Source organism: Pseudoxanthomonas sp., from assembly GCF_002863005.1.
GTDB lineage: Bacteria > Pseudomonadota > Gammaproteobacteria > Xanthomonadales > Xanthomonadaceae > Pseudoxanthomonas_A.
This window is the reverse complement of the sequence record NZ_PKDG01000033.1, coordinates 41,788-58,893: the sequence shown is the minus strand read 5'-3', so window position 1 is coordinate 58,893 and position 17,106 is coordinate 41,788. Positions and strand designations below refer to the sequence as shown.

The window sequence follows — 17,106 nt, the reverse complement described above, 5'->3', positions numbered from 1 at the left end:
GCAGTATGTTGAGATGGCATTCAGTGGATTGAAAATACCAGGCAGCCTGGAGTCTTTCACCAAACTGGAGATCGAACACATCCTGCCCGACAACCCTAAAGAGGAACTGCGTGCCAAATGGGCTACCGAGAATCCGGGTGCCGGTTACGACGACTACAAGAACCGGCTCGGCAACCTGACCTTGCTGGAGAAGCCCATCAACATCGTCGCGGGCAATGATTTCTATGCGGCGAAGCAGGCCGAGTACCGCAAGAGCGGCAACTACCTCACCCGCAGTCTGGTGAAGCTGACCGACGTCGGCAAGAACACCTCCATCACCCGAATCAACGAAAGGCTGAAGGCATTTCCCGCATGGGATGCAAAGGCCATTGAGGCGCGCCACGGGCTGCTGATAGCCTTGGTTCAAGACGTCTGGAAAACGTCGCCCGTCGACGTTTAGAAGGACGCCATCGGACATCACGAAGGGGGGCGTGCAATGGCTTTGGGGCGAGTCGAACGAATCCTAATACTGGCGAAGACTTATCCATCGCCCAGCGCGCAATTCGTCGAAACTTCCTGTGTCGCGGGCATCACCCAGAGCGGCGCGATGCGCCGTCTGTTCCCGGTGCCGTTCCGGATGGTCGAGGACGGCCAGCAGTTCAAGAAGTGGCAGTGGATCGACGTGCGCGTCGAAAAGGCCAACAAGGATCACCGGCCCGAGAGCCACAAGGTCTACGTCGATACCATCAACTGCGGCGACGTGATGGACACCAAGAAGGCATGGGGCAGCCGTTGGGAGTGGCTGGACAAGATGCCGTCATTCGACAGCTTCGATGCCATCGATGCCGCTCGCATCGCTGATGGCTTGTCGCTGGCCCTGCTGCGCCCCAAGCGGCTGCTGGGCCTGGACATCAGCAAGGCCCGCAACCCTGACTGGACGGACGAGGAGCGGGAGAAGCTGCTAAAGGAGCAGATGCAGGGCAACCTGTTCTCGGAGGCGGAGGAGCGCAAGCAGGTGAAGCAGCTCCGCAAGGTGCCGTTCGATTTCCACTATCGCTACGTGTGCGACACGCCGGAAGGCGAGAAAGAGCACAAGCACAAGATCGTCGATTGGGAGGCAGGCGCGCTGTTCTGGAACTGCCGGCACAGGCACGGCGTGGATTGGGAGCAGCCGTTCCGTGCAAAGCTGGAGGAAGACCTCGGCAGCAAGGAACTGATGTTTCTGCTGGGCAACCAGCACCGGTTCCAGGACCAGTGGCTGATCGTCAGCCTGATCTACCCGCCTAAACGTAAGCCAGTTGACGACCGGCAGATGACGTTGCTTTGACAGGGATGTGCTCGACGTCTGCGCCGCAGTGCTTGTTCACCGCGTCGGCCACCATCGAGCGGTGGCAGAAGTTGAAATCAGCCTCGTAGCACAGCAGTGCGCAGGTCGAGGACTCCACCAGTTCAGCCAGTTCGGCGACGGCGTCCTTCTGCGTCTTCAGATACTTAAGAAAGCCGGTGGTGTACCGCTTCCAGTCGCCGTCCTCACGGTATCCGTCGCGCACGGGCTTCGGGCAGCCTAGCCCAACCATGTGGACATACTCGCGGCCCGAGAGGTTGAGCGCGTTGGCCAGCGACTTTTTCGAGAAGCCGGGTTTTCGAGATAGGGGCAACTCGCGGATGTCCACGATCGTCTCGATGCCGTGCTTTGAGAGCAGCGACATGAAATCGTCGATGTCCAGCCCCTCATAGCCAATTGTGAAAACTGTCATTTGTCGAGAACCAATTTGCCGGCCAGATCATACCCACGCCGGCCACTTCAGAAATGGTGGTCTGTCACAGGGCCATTGCTCTCTGGCCCCCCTTCACCAGAAATCTCGAGGCACAGGCCCGGCACAGATTTGTCCCAGCAGGGATGGCGCGCCTGGAGGGATTCGAACCCCCGACCAATGGCTTCGGAAGCCACTACTCTATCCGGCTGAGCTACAGGCGCGTTTTTTAAGGACTTTTTGCTTCGGGCCAGCCACTTTCGAGTAATGGCCCGGTGACGCTTCGGTTCCCGATTCTGGCCTATGAGTAGTGGCTTCGGAAGCCACTACTCTATCCGGCTGAGCTACGGGCGCACGGGACGGGCATTCTAGCCGCAAACCGGCGCGCAGGCGCATATCGTCCGACGGGGCGGGGAAATGCCCGGGCCGCGCCATCGCGCCTGCTACCCTTTCCGCATGGGATACGAGCGTTTCGAAGAAGGCGGCGCGCTGCGCTGGCGTGCGCGACTGGGCCAGTACTGGAAGCTGGTGCGCGGCGACCGGCCTATCGGCGTGCTGCTGCTGCTGTGGCCCACCTGGTGGGCACTGTGGCTGGCAGCCGGCGGCGTGCCGCCCTGGTGGACGCTGGTCGTGTTCACCGCCGGCGTCTGGCTGACCCGGTCGGCGGGATGCGTGATCAACGATTACGCGGACCGATGGCTGGACCCGCAGGTGGAGCGCACGCGCGATCGTCCGCTGGCGACCGGTGCCGTATCCGGGCGCGAAGCCCTGGTCGTGTTCGCGGTGCTGATGCTGGCCGCCTTCGGCCTGGTACTGACGATGAACCGGCTCACGGTCGCGCTGAGTGTGGTCGGCCTGTTCCTCGCGGCGAGCTATCCGTATCTGAAGCGCTATACGTACCTGCCGCAGGTCTACCTGGGCCTGGCGTTCGGTTGGGGCATCCCGATGGCGTTTGCGGCGGTGCAGGGCGAGGTGCCGCCGGTTGCCTGGGTGCTCTATGGCGCGAACATCCTGTGGGCCACCGCGTATGACACGTGGTACGCGATGGTGGATCGCGAAGACGATCTGCGCGCGGGATCGAAATCCACCGCCATCCTGTTCGGCGATCTGGACCTGGTCATACAGGGCGTGCTGTACGCGCTGGTCATCATCGCCCTGTACCTGGTGGGACGTCAGGCCGGGCTGGGCATGTATTACGGAATCAGCCTGGCGGTGGCGACCCTGCTGGTCATCTCACAGTTCTGGATGGCACGTCATCGCGAACGCACCGCATGTTTCCGCGCCTTCCTGCACAACAACTGGGTGGGTGCGGCGATCTTCGCCGGCCTGGCACTGGATCTTGCCCTTCGCGCCGCGTAACGCTTTCACGATCATTGCAGTCGTGCGTGTCCCGCAACGTGCGCATTTCCCGCGCGGGCCTGTCGATCGTCAAGAGCGGCCAGCCCCGTCGCCGCGCTGTCGGGCCGCGTCGTGACGGACACGATGACCGCCGGCAATCCGGTCCCGGCCGCCGCAAAAGGAACAATGCTGCGCGACGCCTGAAGTGCACCGATCCTGCGCCGATGGCGGGCTACATCGCGACCGGCGGCGCCCTCTGCCCGGAGTGAACGGTGTCCGTCCGCGAGCCTGACCGGCAAGAGCGGTGGGAGCATTCCGGCCTTCCCGGTGGGTGGCCAGCTTGTGCTGACGCTGCCGTGCCGGGTGACCGCCACCGCTCTGCCAGGAGGGGTCAGGGAGTGCAGGGCCTCAGGGCACGCGCGCGCAGACCCAGGCATCTACCCGCTTCGCACCCGCGCGCAGCAACGCGCGCGCGGCTGCATCCAGCGTGGCGCCCGTGGTCATCACGTCGTCGAGCAACACCACGTGGTCGGGCGGCGTGAGGCGCGGCGACACCGCGAAGGCGCGTGCGACATTCTTCTGCCGCTGGCCGGCGTCGAGTTCCGACTGCGGTGCCGTCGCGCGGACACGCAGCAGCAGGTCGGTGCGGAGCGGCAGTGCGAGCGTGGTCGCCAAGGGTCGTGCGAGTTCGAGCGCCTGGTCGTAGCCCCGTTCCCGCAGGCGGTGCGCGTGCAGCGGAAGCGGAACCACGGCGTCCGGCCGGGGGGCCGATGCCAGCACCCCGACCATGAGGTTCGCCATCAGCCGGCCCGCGGCGAGGTCGCGGTGGAACTTGAAGCGCGGTACCAGCCGGTCCAGGGGAAAACCGTAGACGAACACCGCGCGCACGTGCGTCAGCGAGGACGGATGCTGCAGGCAGTCGCCGCATTCCCCGGCCGCCGGCATCGGCAGCCCGCACCGGACGCACGCGACCCGGTTCCAAGGCAGCCGTTCGGTGCAGGACGCACACAGATCGGTGCCGTTGTGGCCGCGTTCGAGGCAGATGAGGCAGCGTGGCGCCAGCAGCCACCGGCTCGCACGGCGCCACCAGCCGTCAACTTCCAAAGCATCCATGCGGTTGACAGGGCAGGGCCCGGTTTCCAGACTTCCCCGACTGTAGTCCGCCGAGGCCGCGATGTCCCTTCACATTTCTCCCGATGCGCCGGTCGTGCGCCACGACTGGCAGCGCGACGAACTGCTGGCCCTGTTCGACCTGCCGTTCCCCGCGCTGCTGCATCGGGCATCGACGGTCCATCGCGCCCACTTCGACCCGGCGGAAGTGCAGGTGTCCACACTGCTGTCGGTGAAGACCGGTGGCTGCCCGGAGGACTGCGCCTACTGCCCGCAGGCCCAGCGCTACGACACCGGCGTGGCCGCGCAGAAACTGATGGACGCCGACGAGGTGCTGGCCAAGGCGGCGCAGGCGAAGGCGGCCGGCGCCTCGCGCTTCTGCATGGGCGCGGCGTGGCGTTCGCCGAAGGACCGCGACATCCCGAAGGTCGCCGCGATGATCCGCGGCGTGAAGGCGATGGGCCTGGAGACCTGCGCCACCCTCGGCATGTTGAGCGGCGAACAGGCGCAGGCGCTGAAGGACGCGGGGCTGGACTACTACAACCACAACCTCGATACCGCGCCCGACTTCTACGGCGACATCATCCATACCCGCCAGTACCAGGACCGCCTGGACACGCTGGCGCACGTGCGCGACGCCGGCATGAAGACCTGTTGCGGCGGCATCGTCGGCATGGGCGAGTCGCGCGACCAACGCGCCGGCCTGCTGCAAGCGCTGGCGAACCTGCCCTCGCATCCGGATTCGGTGCCGATCAACCGGCTGGTGCAGGTCGCCGGTACGCCGCTGCATGGCACCAGCGAACTGGACCCCTTCGAGTTCGTACGCACCATCGCGGTCGCCCGCATCGTCATGCCGGCGTCGATGGTGCGCCTGTCGGCCGGCCGCGAGGCGATGAGCGACGAACTGCAGGCGCTGTGCTTCCTGGCCGGCGCCAATTCGATCTTCTACGGCGAGAAGCTGCTGACCACGGGCAACCCGGACACCGAGCGCGACCGGGCGCTGTTCGCCCGCCTGGGCCTGCGTCCGATGGCCGTGCAGGTGGAAAACGTGCACGACCATCACAGAACCGATGCCCCGGGCAGCGGTACGGTGCATGCCGACATCACCCGTCCCGAGCCGTCCTGCGGCCGGGCGGCGTAAGTCGGGGCGACAGGGGGCAGTACCGGACGAAGACGCTGGCGCGGAAACGCGGGCCGGCGTGTCGTCGTCGACGACTTCCCGCGCCCCGGCGTCCTCATCCGCCAGGCCCGCCGACATGACCCGCATCGACCTGCACGATCGCATCCTCGCCCAGCGCCAGCAGCGCATCGCGCTGGGCCGGCAGCGCGTCCGCCGCACCGTCGCGCGCCGCGACGGCGTGCGGGTCGAGATCAGCGGGCGCTGGCTGACCGAGTTCAGCAGCAACGACTACCTGGGACTGGCGCAGCAGTTCGAAGTGACCAACGCGCTGCAGGACGCAGCCGCGCGCGAAGGTGCTGGCGCCGGCGCCTCGCACCTGGTCAGCGGCCACCACGCCGCGCATGAGGGGCTGGAGCGCGACATCGCCGACTGGCTGGGTTATCCGCGTGCGCTGCTGTTCGGCAGCGGATTCCTCGCCAACCTCGCCGTACAGCAGGCACTGCTGGAGGACGGCGATGTCTGCGTGCAGGACCGCCTCAACCACGCCAGCCTGCTGGATGCCACGCGGCTTGCGGGCGCGAAGCTGCGCCGCTATCCGCATCTCGACCCCGAAGGCGCATTGCGCCAGCTGAAGCTGCAGCCGGAGGGCGCGGCGATGCTGGCCACCGATGGCGTCTTCAGCATGGATGGCGACGCCGCGCCGCTGCGGTCGCTTAGTCTCGTCGCCCGCATGCAGCAGGCGCTGTTCTTCGTCGACGACGCGCACGGCGTCGGCGTGCGCGGGCCGGAAGGGCGCGGCAGCGTGGCCGAAGCGCGCATGGGCGTCGCCGACGTGCCGCTGCAGCTGGTCACCCTGGGCAAGGCGCTGGGGGGCTACGGTGCGGTTGTGGTCGGCGAGGACACGCTGATCCAGCACCTGGCCGAAACCGCGCGCCCCTACATCTACACCACGGCCATGCCGCCGGCCTTGGCCGCGGCCACGCGCGTTGCGGTGAAGCATGCGCGCCGCGACCAGTGGCGGCGCGACAAGCTGATGTCGCTGGTCGATCGATTCCGCAGCGGAGCGCAGCGCGCGGGGCTGCAGCTGATGGCTTCGGACTCCGCGATCCAGCCGGTCCTGTGCGGCGGCGATGCCACGGCGCTGGCGCTGTCCGCCGCCCTGGACAGCGCCGGCTACTTGGTGCCGGCGATCCGGCCACCGACGGTACCCGACGGCAAGGCGCGGCTGCGGGTGACGTTGTCCGCCCTGCATTCGCCGCAGGACGTGGACGGATTGGTGACGACCTTGTCGCGCGCGTGGGAGGCGGTGCAGCGCGTGCACGGCGCGGTCGCCTGATCGAACCCGCGCGCGGCCGCACGGTCCCGACTCGCGCGGGATCGGCGACAATACGCGGCATGCATATCGAAACCCTCGGCAGCGGCCCCTCCCTGGTGCTGTTGCATGGCTGGGCGCTGCATGGCGGCGTCTTCGCGCCCCTGGTGCAGCGACTGTCCGACCGTTACACGCTGCATCTCGTCGACCTGCCGGGCCATGGCCACAGCCGCGACAGCGAGGTCGCGCTGACGCTGGACGCCACGGTCGACGCCATCCTCGCGCGCACGCCGCCGGCCGTCTGGCTGGCGTGGTCGCTGGGCGGCCTGTTCGCGCTGCATGCGGCAGCCTCGTCGCCGCAGGTGCGCGGGTTGGCGATGATCGCCGCGACGCCGCGCTTCGTCCGCGACGAAACATGGCCGCATGCGGTCGAGGCACGGGTGTTCGCCCAGTTCGGCGACGACCTGCGCAACGACTACGCAGGTACGCTGGACCGGTTCCTCGCGCTCGACACGATGGGCTCCGAACACGCCCGCAGCGAGTTGCGCACGTTGAAGCAGGATCTGTATGCCCGCGGCGAACCGTCGCCTGCCGCCTTGCATGCCGGTCTCAAGCTGCTCGAGCAGTCCGACCTGCGCGCGACGCTGCCGGCACTCGCTGTGCCCACCCTGTGGCTTGCCGGACGCCGTGACCTGCTGGTGCCGTCGAAGGCGATGCAGGCATCGGCCGCCGCCGCGCCGCACGCCACGTTCGTCGAGATCGCGGGCGGGGGCCATGCGCCGTTCCTTGGCCACGCCGATCTCGTGGCGGGCGACGTGGACGCGTTCATGCAGTCGTTGCGGCAGGACGAGGTCGCATGACCACCTTCGACCAACGCCACATCCGGCGCGCCTTTTCGCGCTCGGCCGCAGGTTATGACGCGGCGGCGGCACTGCAGCACGAGGTCGAGAAGCGCCTGCTGGAATCGCTGGACTACTTCGCCCTGCGGCAGGGACCGGACGCCGCGGCGCCGCGCGTCGTGCTGGATGTCGGGTGCGGACCCGCGCATGCGGCCGCCACCATGCGCAAGCGCTGGCCGAAGGCGCAGGTGATCGCGCTGGACCTGGCGCTGCCGATGCTGCGCGAGGCGAGGAAACAGGCCGGCTGGTGGAAGCCGTTCCAGCGCGTCTGCGCCGATCTGCGCGCCTTGCCACTGGCCGAGGCCAGTGTCGACGTGCTGTTCTGCAACCTCAGCCTGCAATGGGTCGACGACCTGCCGGCGGCGTTCAATGGCTTTCGTCGCGTGCTGAAACCCGGCGGTTTGCTGGTGTGCTCGACGTTCGGCCCGGAAACCCTGCAGGAACTGCGCGAGGCGTTCGCGCAGGCCGACGACACGCCGCATGTCAGCCCGTTCCCCCCCATCGCGCAGTTCGGCGATGCGTTGATGCTCGCGGGCTTCCGTGATCCGGTGCTCGACCGCGATCGCTTCACGCTGACCTACGACGATATGCCCGCCCTGATGCGCGAACTGCGCGCGATGGGCGCGACCAACGCACTGCGCCATCGCCGCCATACGCTGACGGGGCGCGCGCGGTTCGCCGCTGCCGCCCGTGCGTACGAACCGCTGCGACGCGCGGACGGAAAGCTGCCCAGCACCTGGGACGTGATCTACGCGCACGCATGGGCGCCACCGCCGGGCGCGCCGATCCGCGGGCAGGGCGAGGACATCGCGGCGGTGCCGCTGTCGAAGATTCCGATCCGGCGACGCGGCGAGTAGCTCGCCGACGGGGTCGCCACCCCAAAGCTTGCGGCGACCTATCGCGTCCGCGTCGGTTCAGGAGCTGGCGCGGCTCACCTGCCGGACCCACTCCTGCAGGTTGTAGTAGTTGGTGACCCTCGCGATGCGGTCGTCGCGGATCTCGAAGAAGGCGCCGCCCGGCAGGATGTAAGTCTGTCCGTCCGCCTCGGGCAGGCCTTCGTCGGTGTGCAGGTACTCGCCATGCACCACGTACTCGGCAGCCGCACGCTGGCCATCCTGGGTCACCAGCACGACGATGTCGCGCAGCTGCTCGCGGTAACAGGCATTCATGCGGCCCAGGAACGTCGCGAACGCCTCGCGTCCGGTTTCACGCGCACCCTGGTTGAGGTCGTGCACCACGTCGTCGGTGAGCATCGAGAGCATGCCTTCCCAGTCGCCGCGGTTGAACGCCGTGTAGTAGCTCAGGACGAGTTCGGTGGCGCGGTCTTGCCGGCGCGTGCCGTCGATCTTCATGGGAAGTCCCGTGGGGTGGGCAAGGCGGGGATGATACGCCCCGCTGTCAGCGCGGCAGCCGGTCGCGGTGGAAAAAGTAGACTTCCTGCAGCAGGAACCGCCAGCGCGTGGCGAAGCTGCGGAAGCGGCTGGTCGGCGTGGGCGAGCCCACCGCGTTGATGCCCAGGCCGCGGCTGATCCGCAGCGACCGCGCCATGTGCAGCGGGTCGCTGACGATGATGACGCGGTGCAGGTCGTGCTCGTGCATCAGCAGCGAGGCCTGCCGCAGGTTCTCGTGCGTGTTGCGCGACAACGATTCGATCAGGATGGCCTTGTCGGGTACGCCCTGGCGCAGCGCATAGCGGCGCGCGACCTGCGATTCGGAAAACCGTGCGCCCACGCCGCCGTAGCCGCCGGTGAAGATGAGCTTCGGCGCCAGGCCGCGCTTGTACAGGTCGATGCCATGGCGGATGCGCTCCTCGAACACGGGCGAGGGCTTGGCATCGTACGCGGCGGCGCCGAGCACGATGATGGCGTCCGCCGGGCCGGCGTCGTCGCGCTGCCCCACCCAGACGATGTAGGCGGCCACGCCGACCAGCCAGACCAGCACCAGCAGTGCCAGCCGCCAGAGCCAGCCGCCGACGCCGCGCCTCGTCTTCCGCTGCCTGCCCCTCATGCCGCGCGCTCCCAGGGCAGTGCATCCAGGTCGACATTGCCGCCGGACAGCACCACGCCGACGCGCTGGCCTGCGAAACGGCCGCGCTCCCGCAGGATCGCCGCCAGCGCGATGGCCGACGAAGGCTCCACCAGCACCTTCAGGCATTGCCATAGCAGTCGCATGGCCGCGAGCGTCTCCGCGTCGGGCACGGTAACCACGTCCACCTGGTACGCGCGCAGCACCGCGAAGTTCGGCTCGCCCAGCGTGCCGCGCAGGCCGTCGCAGACGGTATCCGGGGTGAATTCGATGCGGCGCTCGCCCGCCGACAGCGAGGCGGCGGTGTCGGCCGCGCCGTCCGGTTCAGCGCCGATGATGCGGCAGGCGGGCGCGAGGGTGGCAGCAGCTATAGCGGTGCCGGACAGCAGCCCGCCGCCACCGACCGGCGCCACTACCGCATCGAGCGGGCCCTGTGCGTTGAGCAGCTCGAGCGCCGCGGTCCCCTGGCCGGCGATGACATGGGGGTGGGTATACGGATGGATCAGGCTGGCGCCGGTGTCGGCCTGCACCGCGCGGGCGGTCGCCTCGCGCGCGTCGATGGTGGGTGCACAGGAGTGCAGCTGCGCACCGTACCGCGCGATGCTGGCCCGCTTGGCCGCATTCGCGCCTTCCGGCACCACCACATGGCAGGCGATGCCGCGCGTGCGTGCGGCCAGGGCCAGCGCAGCGCCATGGTTGCCGGACGAGTGCGTCACCACACCGCGTGCCGCGGTCGCATCGTCGAGGGCCCACACGGCATTGCACGCGCCGCGGAACTTGAATGCCCCCGTCCTCTGCAGCGGCTCGGCCTTGAAATGCAGCTCGCAACCGGCGATCGCGTCCAGCGCGCCCGAGCGCAGCACCGGTGTGGCATGGGCATGCGGAGCGATGCGGGCGGCGGCGGCAAGGACATCGTGGAAGGTGGGCAGGGGGCTCGGCATGCGGAAAGGTTATCGCATCATCCCGACATGAACCTGCGCCAGCAGGCGATTTCACCCTTCAGGGCAGGGGGCAGGGTTAAGCACGGATTCAATGCGGCAGGCCGATGCTGGCCCTGCAAAGCAACGGGGGTCCTGCCATGAAGCGCACATCTCTTCTGACCATCGCATTCGCCAGCCTCGCGCTGGGTGGCTGCGCGACGTACGACTATGTCGGCGATACCGCACCGGGCGGCTATTACCATGGCCGGCCCAGCACGCAGTACTACGACCCGTACGGCGGCTACTACGGTGGCGGTGGCGCCTATGGCGGTTATGGGTATGGCGGGTATGGATACGGCGGCTATTACGGCTATCCGTACTACGGGTACTACGGCTCCCACTACCCCTATTACCCGCCGCGTCACCCGCGCCCGGACCACAACAATCCCCCACCCAAGCCCCCGCCGTCCAACGGCGGAGGCGGCAATCGCCCGCCGCCGTGGCGCGACCCGACAGGCCGCTGGCGCGAAGGGGGATCGCAGCCGATGGTCCCGGGGCGTCCCAACCAGGCCGCGCCGTCGCCGAGCCAGCCCCGTGTCGATGGCGGTGGCTACCAGCGCCCGCGTGTCACCTCGCCTCCGTCCATGCCAAGGCAGGAGCGTCCCCGCACGATGGAACGTGCGTCGCCGCCGCCCCGCATGGAGCGTCCTGCCCCGCCGTCCCGCCCCGCCCGGGCGGAACGGGATACCTCCCGTCAGATAGAACCCTGATTCCAGTCCCCAGCAACGCCCCGTCCGTTGCTTTCCCGCCGCTGCCGTCGCAGGCTGCAAACCCAGTTGACCGGTTGCGTCGCTTTCTGACGTAAGCGGCAATAAAGGTTCAATGTCGACGTCCGGTGGGGAAATCTGGATCCCCCCTGTTCCGGCCCCATCGGGCGTCGGCGCCTAACAAGAAGCCCGGTCATGCCGGGCTTTTTTCTTGCTCTGGTATCCTGCGCGCACAAAAAAGGGGCCGGCAGTCCCCCGACTACCGGCCCCTCGGCATCCCCGGCGTGCGCATGGCTGGCCCCTGTTCCAATTACCAGCCCGGCGCCCCTGGTCGCTTGCCACGACGGGTGCAGGGGGATACAGCAGGAAGCGTGCCAACTTCCCGCCCTGCGCACGACGCGCTTCCACCGATCCCGGGCTTTCCCGGCGCCGTCCCCTGACCGACCCCATGACCCAGCGCTTCCACCACTACGACGTCATCATCATCGGCGGCGGCCATGCCGGCACCGAGGCCGCGCTCGCCTCCGCTCGCGCGGGCGCACGCACGCTGCTGCTGACGCACAACGTGGAAACCGTCGGCGCCATGAGCTGCAACCCGGCCATCGGCGGCATCGGCAAGGGCCACCTGGTCAAGGAGATCGATGCGCTGGGTGGCGTGATGGCGTGGGCGGCCGACCGTGCCGGCATCCAGTGGCGCACGCTCAATGCATCGAAAGGCCCGGCCGTGCGCGCCACGCGGTGCCAGGCGGACCGCGCGCTGTACCGCAGCGCGATCCGCCGCGCGGTGGAGGCGCAGCCCAGCCTGACCCTGTTCCAGGCCGCCGTCGATGACCTCGTCATCGAGAACGGTACCGTCCGCGGCGCGGTCACCCAGACCGGCCTGACCTTCCATGCGCCGGCGGTCGTGCTGACCGCGGGCACCTTCCTCGCCGGCAAGATCCATGTCGGCGAGACGCAGTACGCCGCAGGTCGCGCAGGCGATCCACCGGCCACCGCGCTGGCGCAGCGCCTGCGCGAAGGCGCCTTCATGGTCGATCGCCTGAAGACGGGCACGCCGCCGCGCATCGACGGCCGTTCGCTCGACTATTCGGTGATGGAGGAGCAGCCCGGTGATGATCCGTTGCCGGTGATGTCGTTCATGGGCGACGTGTCCGACCATCCGCGGCAGGTGTCGTGCTGGATCACGCATACCAGCGAGCAGACCCACGAGATCATCCGCGGCTCGCTGCATCGCTCGCCGATGTACTCGGGCCAGATCGAAGGTATCGGGCCGCGCTACTGCCCGTCGATCGAAGACAAGGTAGTGCGTTTCGCCGAGAAGGCCAGCCACCAGATCTTCGTCGAACCGGAAGGCCTCGATGTCGCGGAGATCTACCCCAATGGCATCTCGACATCATTGCCGTTCGACGTCCAGCTCGCGCTCGTGCGCAGCATCCGTGGCATGGAGAACGCGCACATCACGCGTCCGGGCTACGCCATCGAGTACGACTTCTTCGATCCGCGCGGATTGAAGGCGTCGCTGGAGACCAAGGCGGTCGCCGGCCTGTTCTTCGCCGGCCAGATCAACGGCACCACGGGATACGAGGAAGCTGCTGCGCAAGGCCTGCTCGCCGGCCTCAACGCCGCGCGCTTCGCGCAGCAGAAAGAGGCGTGGTCGCCACGTCGCGACGAGGCCTATCTCGGCGTGCTGGTCGACGACCTGATCACGCACGGCACGAAGGAGCCGTACCGCATGTTCACCAGTCGCGCCGAGTACCGGTTGCAGCTGCGCGAGGACAACGCCGATCTGCGCCTGACCGAAACCGGCCGCGCGCTGGGCCTGGTGGATGACACGCGCTGGCAGCGCTTCGACGCCAAGCGCGACGCCATCGCGCGCGAGACCGGCCGCCTGCGCGCGCTGTGGGCCACGCCCGGCAATGCCCTGGGCCGCGAAGTGGCCGATACCCTCGGCGTGCAGGTCAGCCGCGAGACCAACGTGCTCGACCTGATCAAGCGCCCGGAACTGGACTACGCCAAGCTCGTCGCCGTGCCCTCGATCGGCCCCGGCGTTGACGATGCGCAGGTCGCCGAGCAGGTGGAGATCGGCGTGAAGTACGCCGGTTACCTGGACCGCCAGCGCGACGAGATCGAGCGCCAGCAGCGTAACGAGTCCACGCCGATCCCGGCCGGCTTCGATTTCGCCAGCGTGCGGGGCCTGTCGGCGGAAGTGCAGCAGAAGCTCGAGCGCGTTCAGCCGGAGACCGTCGGCCAGGCGCAGCGCATCCCCGGCATGACACCGGCCGCCATCTCGCTGCTGCTGGTTCACCTGGAGCGGGCGCGGCGCACGCGCGTGGCATAAGTGCCGCTCGGCTGTTGTAGGAGCGACGTAAGTCGCGACCGTGGATTTTCAGTGACGACGCACCATCCATGCAGGAGAGCGAGCCTTGCACGCGGGAAGGCGTGCGGTCGCGACTTACGTCGCTCCTGCAGGGGGTTCTTCGGGATGCCGTTCCTTCCACGCCGCCAACTGCTGCCGGTAGTGCTGCAACTGCTCCGCATAGAGGTCATGCACGCAGATCGGGCAGCCGCTGTTGCAGCAGTCGCTGGGCAGCGGCGGTTCGGGTTCGACCGGGCGCGGATCGTCGTCGGGCGTCACGGTGCGCCCATTTCCTTCAGCAGGTGCGGCGCCGGATAGACCTTGCCCATCAGCCAGCGCAGGTAGCGCATGTCCACGTGCACCGCGCGCTTGTAGCGAGGGTCGAACATCCAGCTGGCGCTGACGGATTCCCAGTTGCTGTCGAAGTTCAGGCCGATCAGTTCACCGCGCGCGTTGAGCACGGGCGAACCGGAGTTGCCGCCGGTCGTGTCCAGGTTGGTGAGGAAGTTGACCGTCTGCGTCTTCAGCGCGGGATCTTCGGTGCCGGCGAAATCGCCTTTGGCGATCGCATCGAGCAGCGGCTTCGGCGCGTCGAATGGCACCTGGCCGGTGTTCTTCTCGACGATGCCGGCCACCGTGGTCACCGGCGTGTACTGCACGCCGTCGCGCGGCGAGAAGCCGTCGACCTTGCCGAAGCTGACCCGCAGCGTGCCGTTGGCGTCCGGATACAGGGCGCGTCCCTGCTGCTTGCGCCAAGCGAACAGCGCGCGCATGTAGGCCGGGCGCAGCCGCAGCTGCTCGCCTTCACGCGTCTTGCGTTCCTGCTCCAGTGCCAACTGCACGGGTACCAGCGCCGTTGCCAGGTCGATCAGGGGATCGGCGGCCAGCGGTTTGCCTTCGCGCGCCGCCGCGAAGCGCGACAGGCGCTCGGCCTCGTCACCGAGCTTCGTTCCCGCATACAGCACATCCAACGCCTTCTTGAGCGAAGCGGGCGTGCGGCCGAAAGCCGCATCGAAGCCCGGCAGGCGCTGCGCGTCCGGCAATTGCTGGTAGCGCGTCAACAGCACCGTCAGCAGCGCCTTCTCCACGTCAGGCGAATACCGGCGCTGCACCTGCTTCAGGATGCCTTCGATCAACGCATGGTCGCGCGCCTGGTAGCCGCTCTCGCGCTCGGCGTCCGGCTTGGCCGATTCCAGCCGCAAGCGCTCCAGCGTGATCGCGCTGCGCATCAGTTGCGACTGCGAACCGAACAGCGCCAACAGCAGCTCGCGCTCGCGCACCGCCGATCCGCCGGCGATCGAGGCGGCAAGCGCATCGATGTCCGACCGTTCCTTCGCTGCCGCGTCGGTCGCCAGCATGCCGCGCTCGTCCTCGGCACGAACGCGCACGGCATCGCTGCGGCGCAGGCCTTCCAGTTCGCCGGCAGCGCGCTTGCGGTTGTTCTTCAGCGACTGCAGCTGCGCCGCATAGCGCGTCTTCGCGTCGGCATCCTGCCTGCCAGCCGCTTCGATTACGGCGATGAGCTGGTCGAACACGGCCACGCGTGCGGGCAGGGTCCAGTTGATCTGTTCGTCGAACTCGGCCGCGGTGCGGTGCCGGTAGGTGACGCCCGGATAGCCGGCGAGCATGGCGTAGTCGCCGGCCTTCGGCCCATCCTTGGCCAGCGACAGGTGTGCGGGCGCGCGATAGGGCACGTTGTCCGGGCTGTAGGCGGCCGGCTTGCCGTCCTTGCCCACGTAAGCGCGCAGCAGGGTGAAGTCGCCGGTGTGGCGCGGCCACATGAAATTGTCGATCTCGTCGCCGTAGTTGCCGATCGCGCGGGGCGGCGCGTAGGCCAGGCGGATGTCGCGCAGTTCCAGTTGGGTGATGCGGTAGAAGTCGGTGCCGTGGTACATGTTGGCGACGCTGCAGCGCACGCCGCCGGCGGCCTCGCACTCAGCCACGATCGCCTTGCTTGCGCGGTCCACGGCATCGAAGTAGTCGCGCCCGGTCTTGCCGGCGGTGTCCTTCAGCACCGTATCGGTAACCTTGTCGTAAGCCACCGTCACCCACACGCGGAAGTCGGGATTCGCGGGCAGTTCGCCGGCGGGGTCAGCTGCGATGAAGCCGTCATCGATCAGATTCTGCCCAGGCTTGCTGTTGTACTGGATCACGCCGAAGGCAACGTGGTGGTTGGTCAGCAGCAGGCCATCCCGTGACACGAACGCGCCCGTCCCGCCACCCGCGCGCACCACGGCACTGAGCGGCGCGGCGGTGACGTCCGCCAGCGTCTTCGGATCGCCCGTGAAACCGGCGTCGCGCAGTGTCTTGGCAAGCTGCGGCAGTTGCGAGGGCATCCACATGCCCTCGTCGGCCTCGGCGGGCAGGGACAGGGCGACGCCCAGGGCGAGGACGGAGGTAGAAAGTCGGCGGCGCATCGTCAGCATCCAGCGGAGAGACCGCGACGATATCGGGCCTGCGCCGCTGCGGCAATGAAGGCGCGTGCCGTGCCGTCAGCGAGCGTCGCCGAGAAAGCGACGCCAGCGCGTCGCCGCGCGGCGGATGCCGGCATGTTCGGCGTCGGCGAGTGCGCGCAGCGGATCGAGCACGACCTCGCCGTCGTTGCCGCCGCCGCGCTTCCAGGTCGCCGCCACCCGGCCGCCGACGATGATGGTGGCCGCGACCAGTCCATTGAGGCCGATCACGCGGCGCGCATGCGCGGCGTCCAGCACCGGCGTGCGGTCGCGATAGCCGATCAGGTATTCATCGAAGGCGGGCAGCAGGTGGATCGTGCGCGACCGCGGCGCAGCCGGTGCGTCGGCACGCCACCACCAAGTTGTGCCGTCGCGCGCTTCCCGTTCGGTCTCTGCGCTGGCGAGCGCCAGCGCGTGCACCGCGTCCTTCTGCGTCAGTCCCGCCCACCAGGCGAGGTCGGCGGCGGTGGCGGGCCCATGGCCCTGCAGGTAGCGCAGCGCCAGCCGGTGCAGGGCTTCGTCGCGGTCCAGCGGCGCGTCTGGTGGCACCCACGCCTCCATCAGCACGAAGGTCGGCTGTCTGCCCTGGCGCGGCCCTTGGCAGATCACGCTCTCATGCGCCAGCCAGTTCAGCAGGTGCAGGCCGCGCTGACCGGTGCTGGCGATGCCGGAGGCGTCGAGCCGGGCATACAGGTCGGCGCGCGGGACCGGTGCGCCATCGGCCAGCGCACGCTCGATGACGCGCCGCCCGGTCGCTAGCGTGGCCGCGTCGAGACCCAGGTCGCGCGCGATGCGCGCGGCATGCGCCGCCTGCACGCGCGGTGCGAGCAGCGCCACCATCCATCGCACGTCCTCGCGTGCCAGCAGGTGCAGCGTGCCCCGCATCGGCCAGGTGCGCACGATCTCGCCGCGCGTGATCGCATCCTCCACCTGTGCCCGCGTCGCCGCTTCCGTCCGCAGGCCGACGGCCCACAGCGCAGCGTGGTAGTCCTGCGCCTGCAGCGCGCCCATGTGGCGGACGACATCGGCAGGCGACGCGGCAAGGGGCATCGTTATGCCTTGCGCGTGCAGGC

Annotated in this window: 17 protein-coding genes and 1 tRNA gene; 9 read left to right on the top strand and 9 right to left on the bottom strand. The window is 68.4% G+C overall.

What is annotated here, in order from left to right; all coding sequences use genetic code 11:
* Together CYU89_RS13330 and CYU89_RS13325 are read left to right on the top strand one after the other, a co-directional pair.
* On the top strand, positions 1–439 hold a 439-nt coding region (locus tag CYU89_RS13330), incomplete at its 5' end, for an HNH endonuclease family protein (RefSeq protein WP_296281667.1).
* A 36-nt stretch (positions 440–475) separates the two neighbouring features.
* Positions 476–1,306 carry a hypothetical protein gene (locus CYU89_RS13325; RefSeq protein ID WP_296281665.1) on the top strand — a complete coding sequence of 277 codons (831 nt, stop codon included), beginning with the start codon at positions 476–478 and terminating at the stop codon, positions 1,304–1,306.
* Here CYU89_RS13325 and CYU89_RS13320 read toward each other — a convergent pair.
* Both CYU89_RS13320 and CYU89_RS13315 read right to left on the bottom strand, forming a co-directional pair.
* Positions 1,263–1,736, bottom strand: coding sequence for a DUF488 domain-containing protein (locus CYU89_RS13320; protein WP_296281664.1), 474 nt, complete (start codon positions 1,734–1,736; stop codon positions 1,263–1,265). The two genes, CYU89_RS13325 and CYU89_RS13320, sit on opposite strands and share 44 nt — an antisense overlap.
* Positions 1,737–1,880: 144 nt before the next feature.
* Positions 1,881–1,957, bottom strand: a tRNA-Arg gene (locus CYU89_RS13315).
* Positions 1,958–2,189: 232 nt separating this feature from the next.
* Here CYU89_RS13315 and ubiA point away from each other — a divergent pair.
* Positions 2,190–3,092, top strand: a complete 903-nt coding sequence (gene ubiA, locus CYU89_RS13310; protein WP_296281662.1) for a 4-hydroxybenzoate octaprenyltransferase — start codon at positions 2,190–2,192, stop codon at positions 3,090–3,092.
* Positions 3,093–3,479: 387 nt separating this feature from the next.
* Here the strand turns inward: ubiA and CYU89_RS13305 are convergent, their stop codons facing one another.
* Complete coding sequence (locus CYU89_RS13305; protein ID WP_296281660.1) at positions 3,480–4,184, bottom strand: ComF family protein; 705 nt, start codon at positions 4,182–4,184, stop codon at positions 3,480–3,482.
* Positions 4,185–4,245: 61 nt separating this feature from the next.
* Here CYU89_RS13305 and bioB point away from each other — a divergent pair, with 61 nt between their 5' ends.
* The 4 genes from bioB to bioC all read left to right on the top strand — a co-directional run bounded on the left by bioB (position 4,246) and on the right by bioC (position 8,369).
* Positions 4,246–5,322 (top strand): biotin synthase BioB, encoded by a 1,077-nt coding sequence (gene bioB, locus CYU89_RS13300; protein ID WP_296281657.1) that lies wholly within the window; start codon positions 4,246–4,248, stop codon positions 5,320–5,322.
* A 115-nt stretch (positions 5,323–5,437) separates the two neighbouring features.
* A complete protein-coding gene (gene bioF / locus CYU89_RS13295) occupies positions 5,438–6,637 on the top strand; it encodes an 8-amino-7-oxononanoate synthase (RefSeq protein ID WP_296281655.1) in 1,200 nt (399 codons plus the stop codon).
* A gap of 59 nt (positions 6,638–6,696) precedes the next feature.
* Entirely contained in the window at positions 6,697–7,473 is a 777-nt protein-coding gene (bioH, locus tag CYU89_RS13290) for a pimeloyl-ACP methyl ester esterase BioH (RefSeq protein ID WP_296281654.1), read from the top strand.
* Positions 7,470–8,369: a malonyl-ACP O-methyltransferase BioC gene (gene bioC, locus CYU89_RS13285; RefSeq protein ID WP_296281652.1), complete on the top strand. Its 900-nt coding sequence runs from the start codon at positions 7,470–7,472 to the stop codon at positions 8,367–8,369. The genes bioH and bioC overlap by 4 nt, the downstream gene beginning before the upstream one ends.
* Before the next feature lie 57 nt (positions 8,370–8,426).
* Here the strand turns inward: bioC and CYU89_RS13280 are convergent, their stop codons facing one another.
* The 3 genes from CYU89_RS13280 to CYU89_RS13270 are packed head-to-tail and all read right to left on the bottom strand — an operon-like array spanning position 8,427 to position 10,478.
* Positions 8,427–8,864: a ketosteroid isomerase-related protein gene (locus CYU89_RS13280; protein ID WP_296281650.1), complete on the bottom strand. Its 438-nt coding sequence runs from the start codon at positions 8,862–8,864 to the stop codon at positions 8,427–8,429.
* A gap of 46 nt (positions 8,865–8,910) precedes the next feature.
* Positions 8,911–9,519: a YdcF family protein gene (locus CYU89_RS13275; RefSeq protein WP_296281647.1), complete on the bottom strand. Its 609-nt coding sequence runs from the start codon at positions 9,517–9,519 to the stop codon at positions 8,911–8,913.
* Entirely contained in the window at positions 9,516–10,478 is a 963-nt protein-coding gene (locus CYU89_RS13270) for a pyridoxal-phosphate dependent enzyme (protein ID WP_296281646.1), read from the bottom strand. The genes CYU89_RS13275 and CYU89_RS13270 overlap by 4 nt, the downstream gene beginning before the upstream one ends.
* Before the next feature lie 137 nt (positions 10,479–10,615).
* Between CYU89_RS13270 and CYU89_RS13265 the strand changes: the two genes are divergently transcribed.
* Positions 10,616–11,227 (top strand): hypothetical protein, encoded by a 612-nt coding sequence (locus CYU89_RS13265; protein ID WP_296281671.1) that lies wholly within the window; start codon positions 10,616–10,618, stop codon positions 11,225–11,227.
* Positions 11,228–11,672: 445 nt separating this feature from the next.
* Positions 11,673–13,562, top strand: a complete 1,890-nt coding sequence (gene mnmG, locus CYU89_RS13260) for a tRNA uridine-5-carboxymethylaminomethyl(34) synthesis enzyme MnmG (protein ID WP_296281644.1) — start codon at positions 11,673–11,675, stop codon at positions 13,560–13,562.
* 114 nt (positions 13,563–13,676) lie between these two features.
* Here mnmG and CYU89_RS13255 read toward each other — a convergent pair whose 3' ends face one another.
* From CYU89_RS13255 to CYU89_RS13245, 3 genes are all read right to left on the bottom strand, one after another.
* On the bottom strand, positions 13,677–13,859 hold the full coding sequence (locus tag CYU89_RS13255; RefSeq protein WP_296281642.1) for an oxidoreductase-like domain-containing protein: 183 nt from the start codon (positions 13,857–13,859) through the stop codon (positions 13,677–13,679).
* On the bottom strand, positions 13,856–16,003 hold the full coding sequence (locus CYU89_RS13250) for a S46 family peptidase (RefSeq protein WP_296281669.1): 2,148 nt from the start codon (positions 16,001–16,003) through the stop codon (positions 13,856–13,858). Before CYU89_RS13250 ends, CYU89_RS13255 begins: the two co-directional genes overlap by 4 nt.
* A gap of 69 nt (positions 16,004–16,072) precedes the next feature.
* Positions 16,073–17,083 carry a winged helix DNA-binding domain-containing protein gene (locus CYU89_RS13245; protein WP_296281641.1) on the bottom strand — a complete coding sequence of 337 codons (1,011 nt, stop codon included), beginning with the start codon at positions 17,081–17,083 and terminating at the stop codon, positions 16,073–16,075.
* Positions 17,084–17,106: the final 23 nt, after the last annotated feature.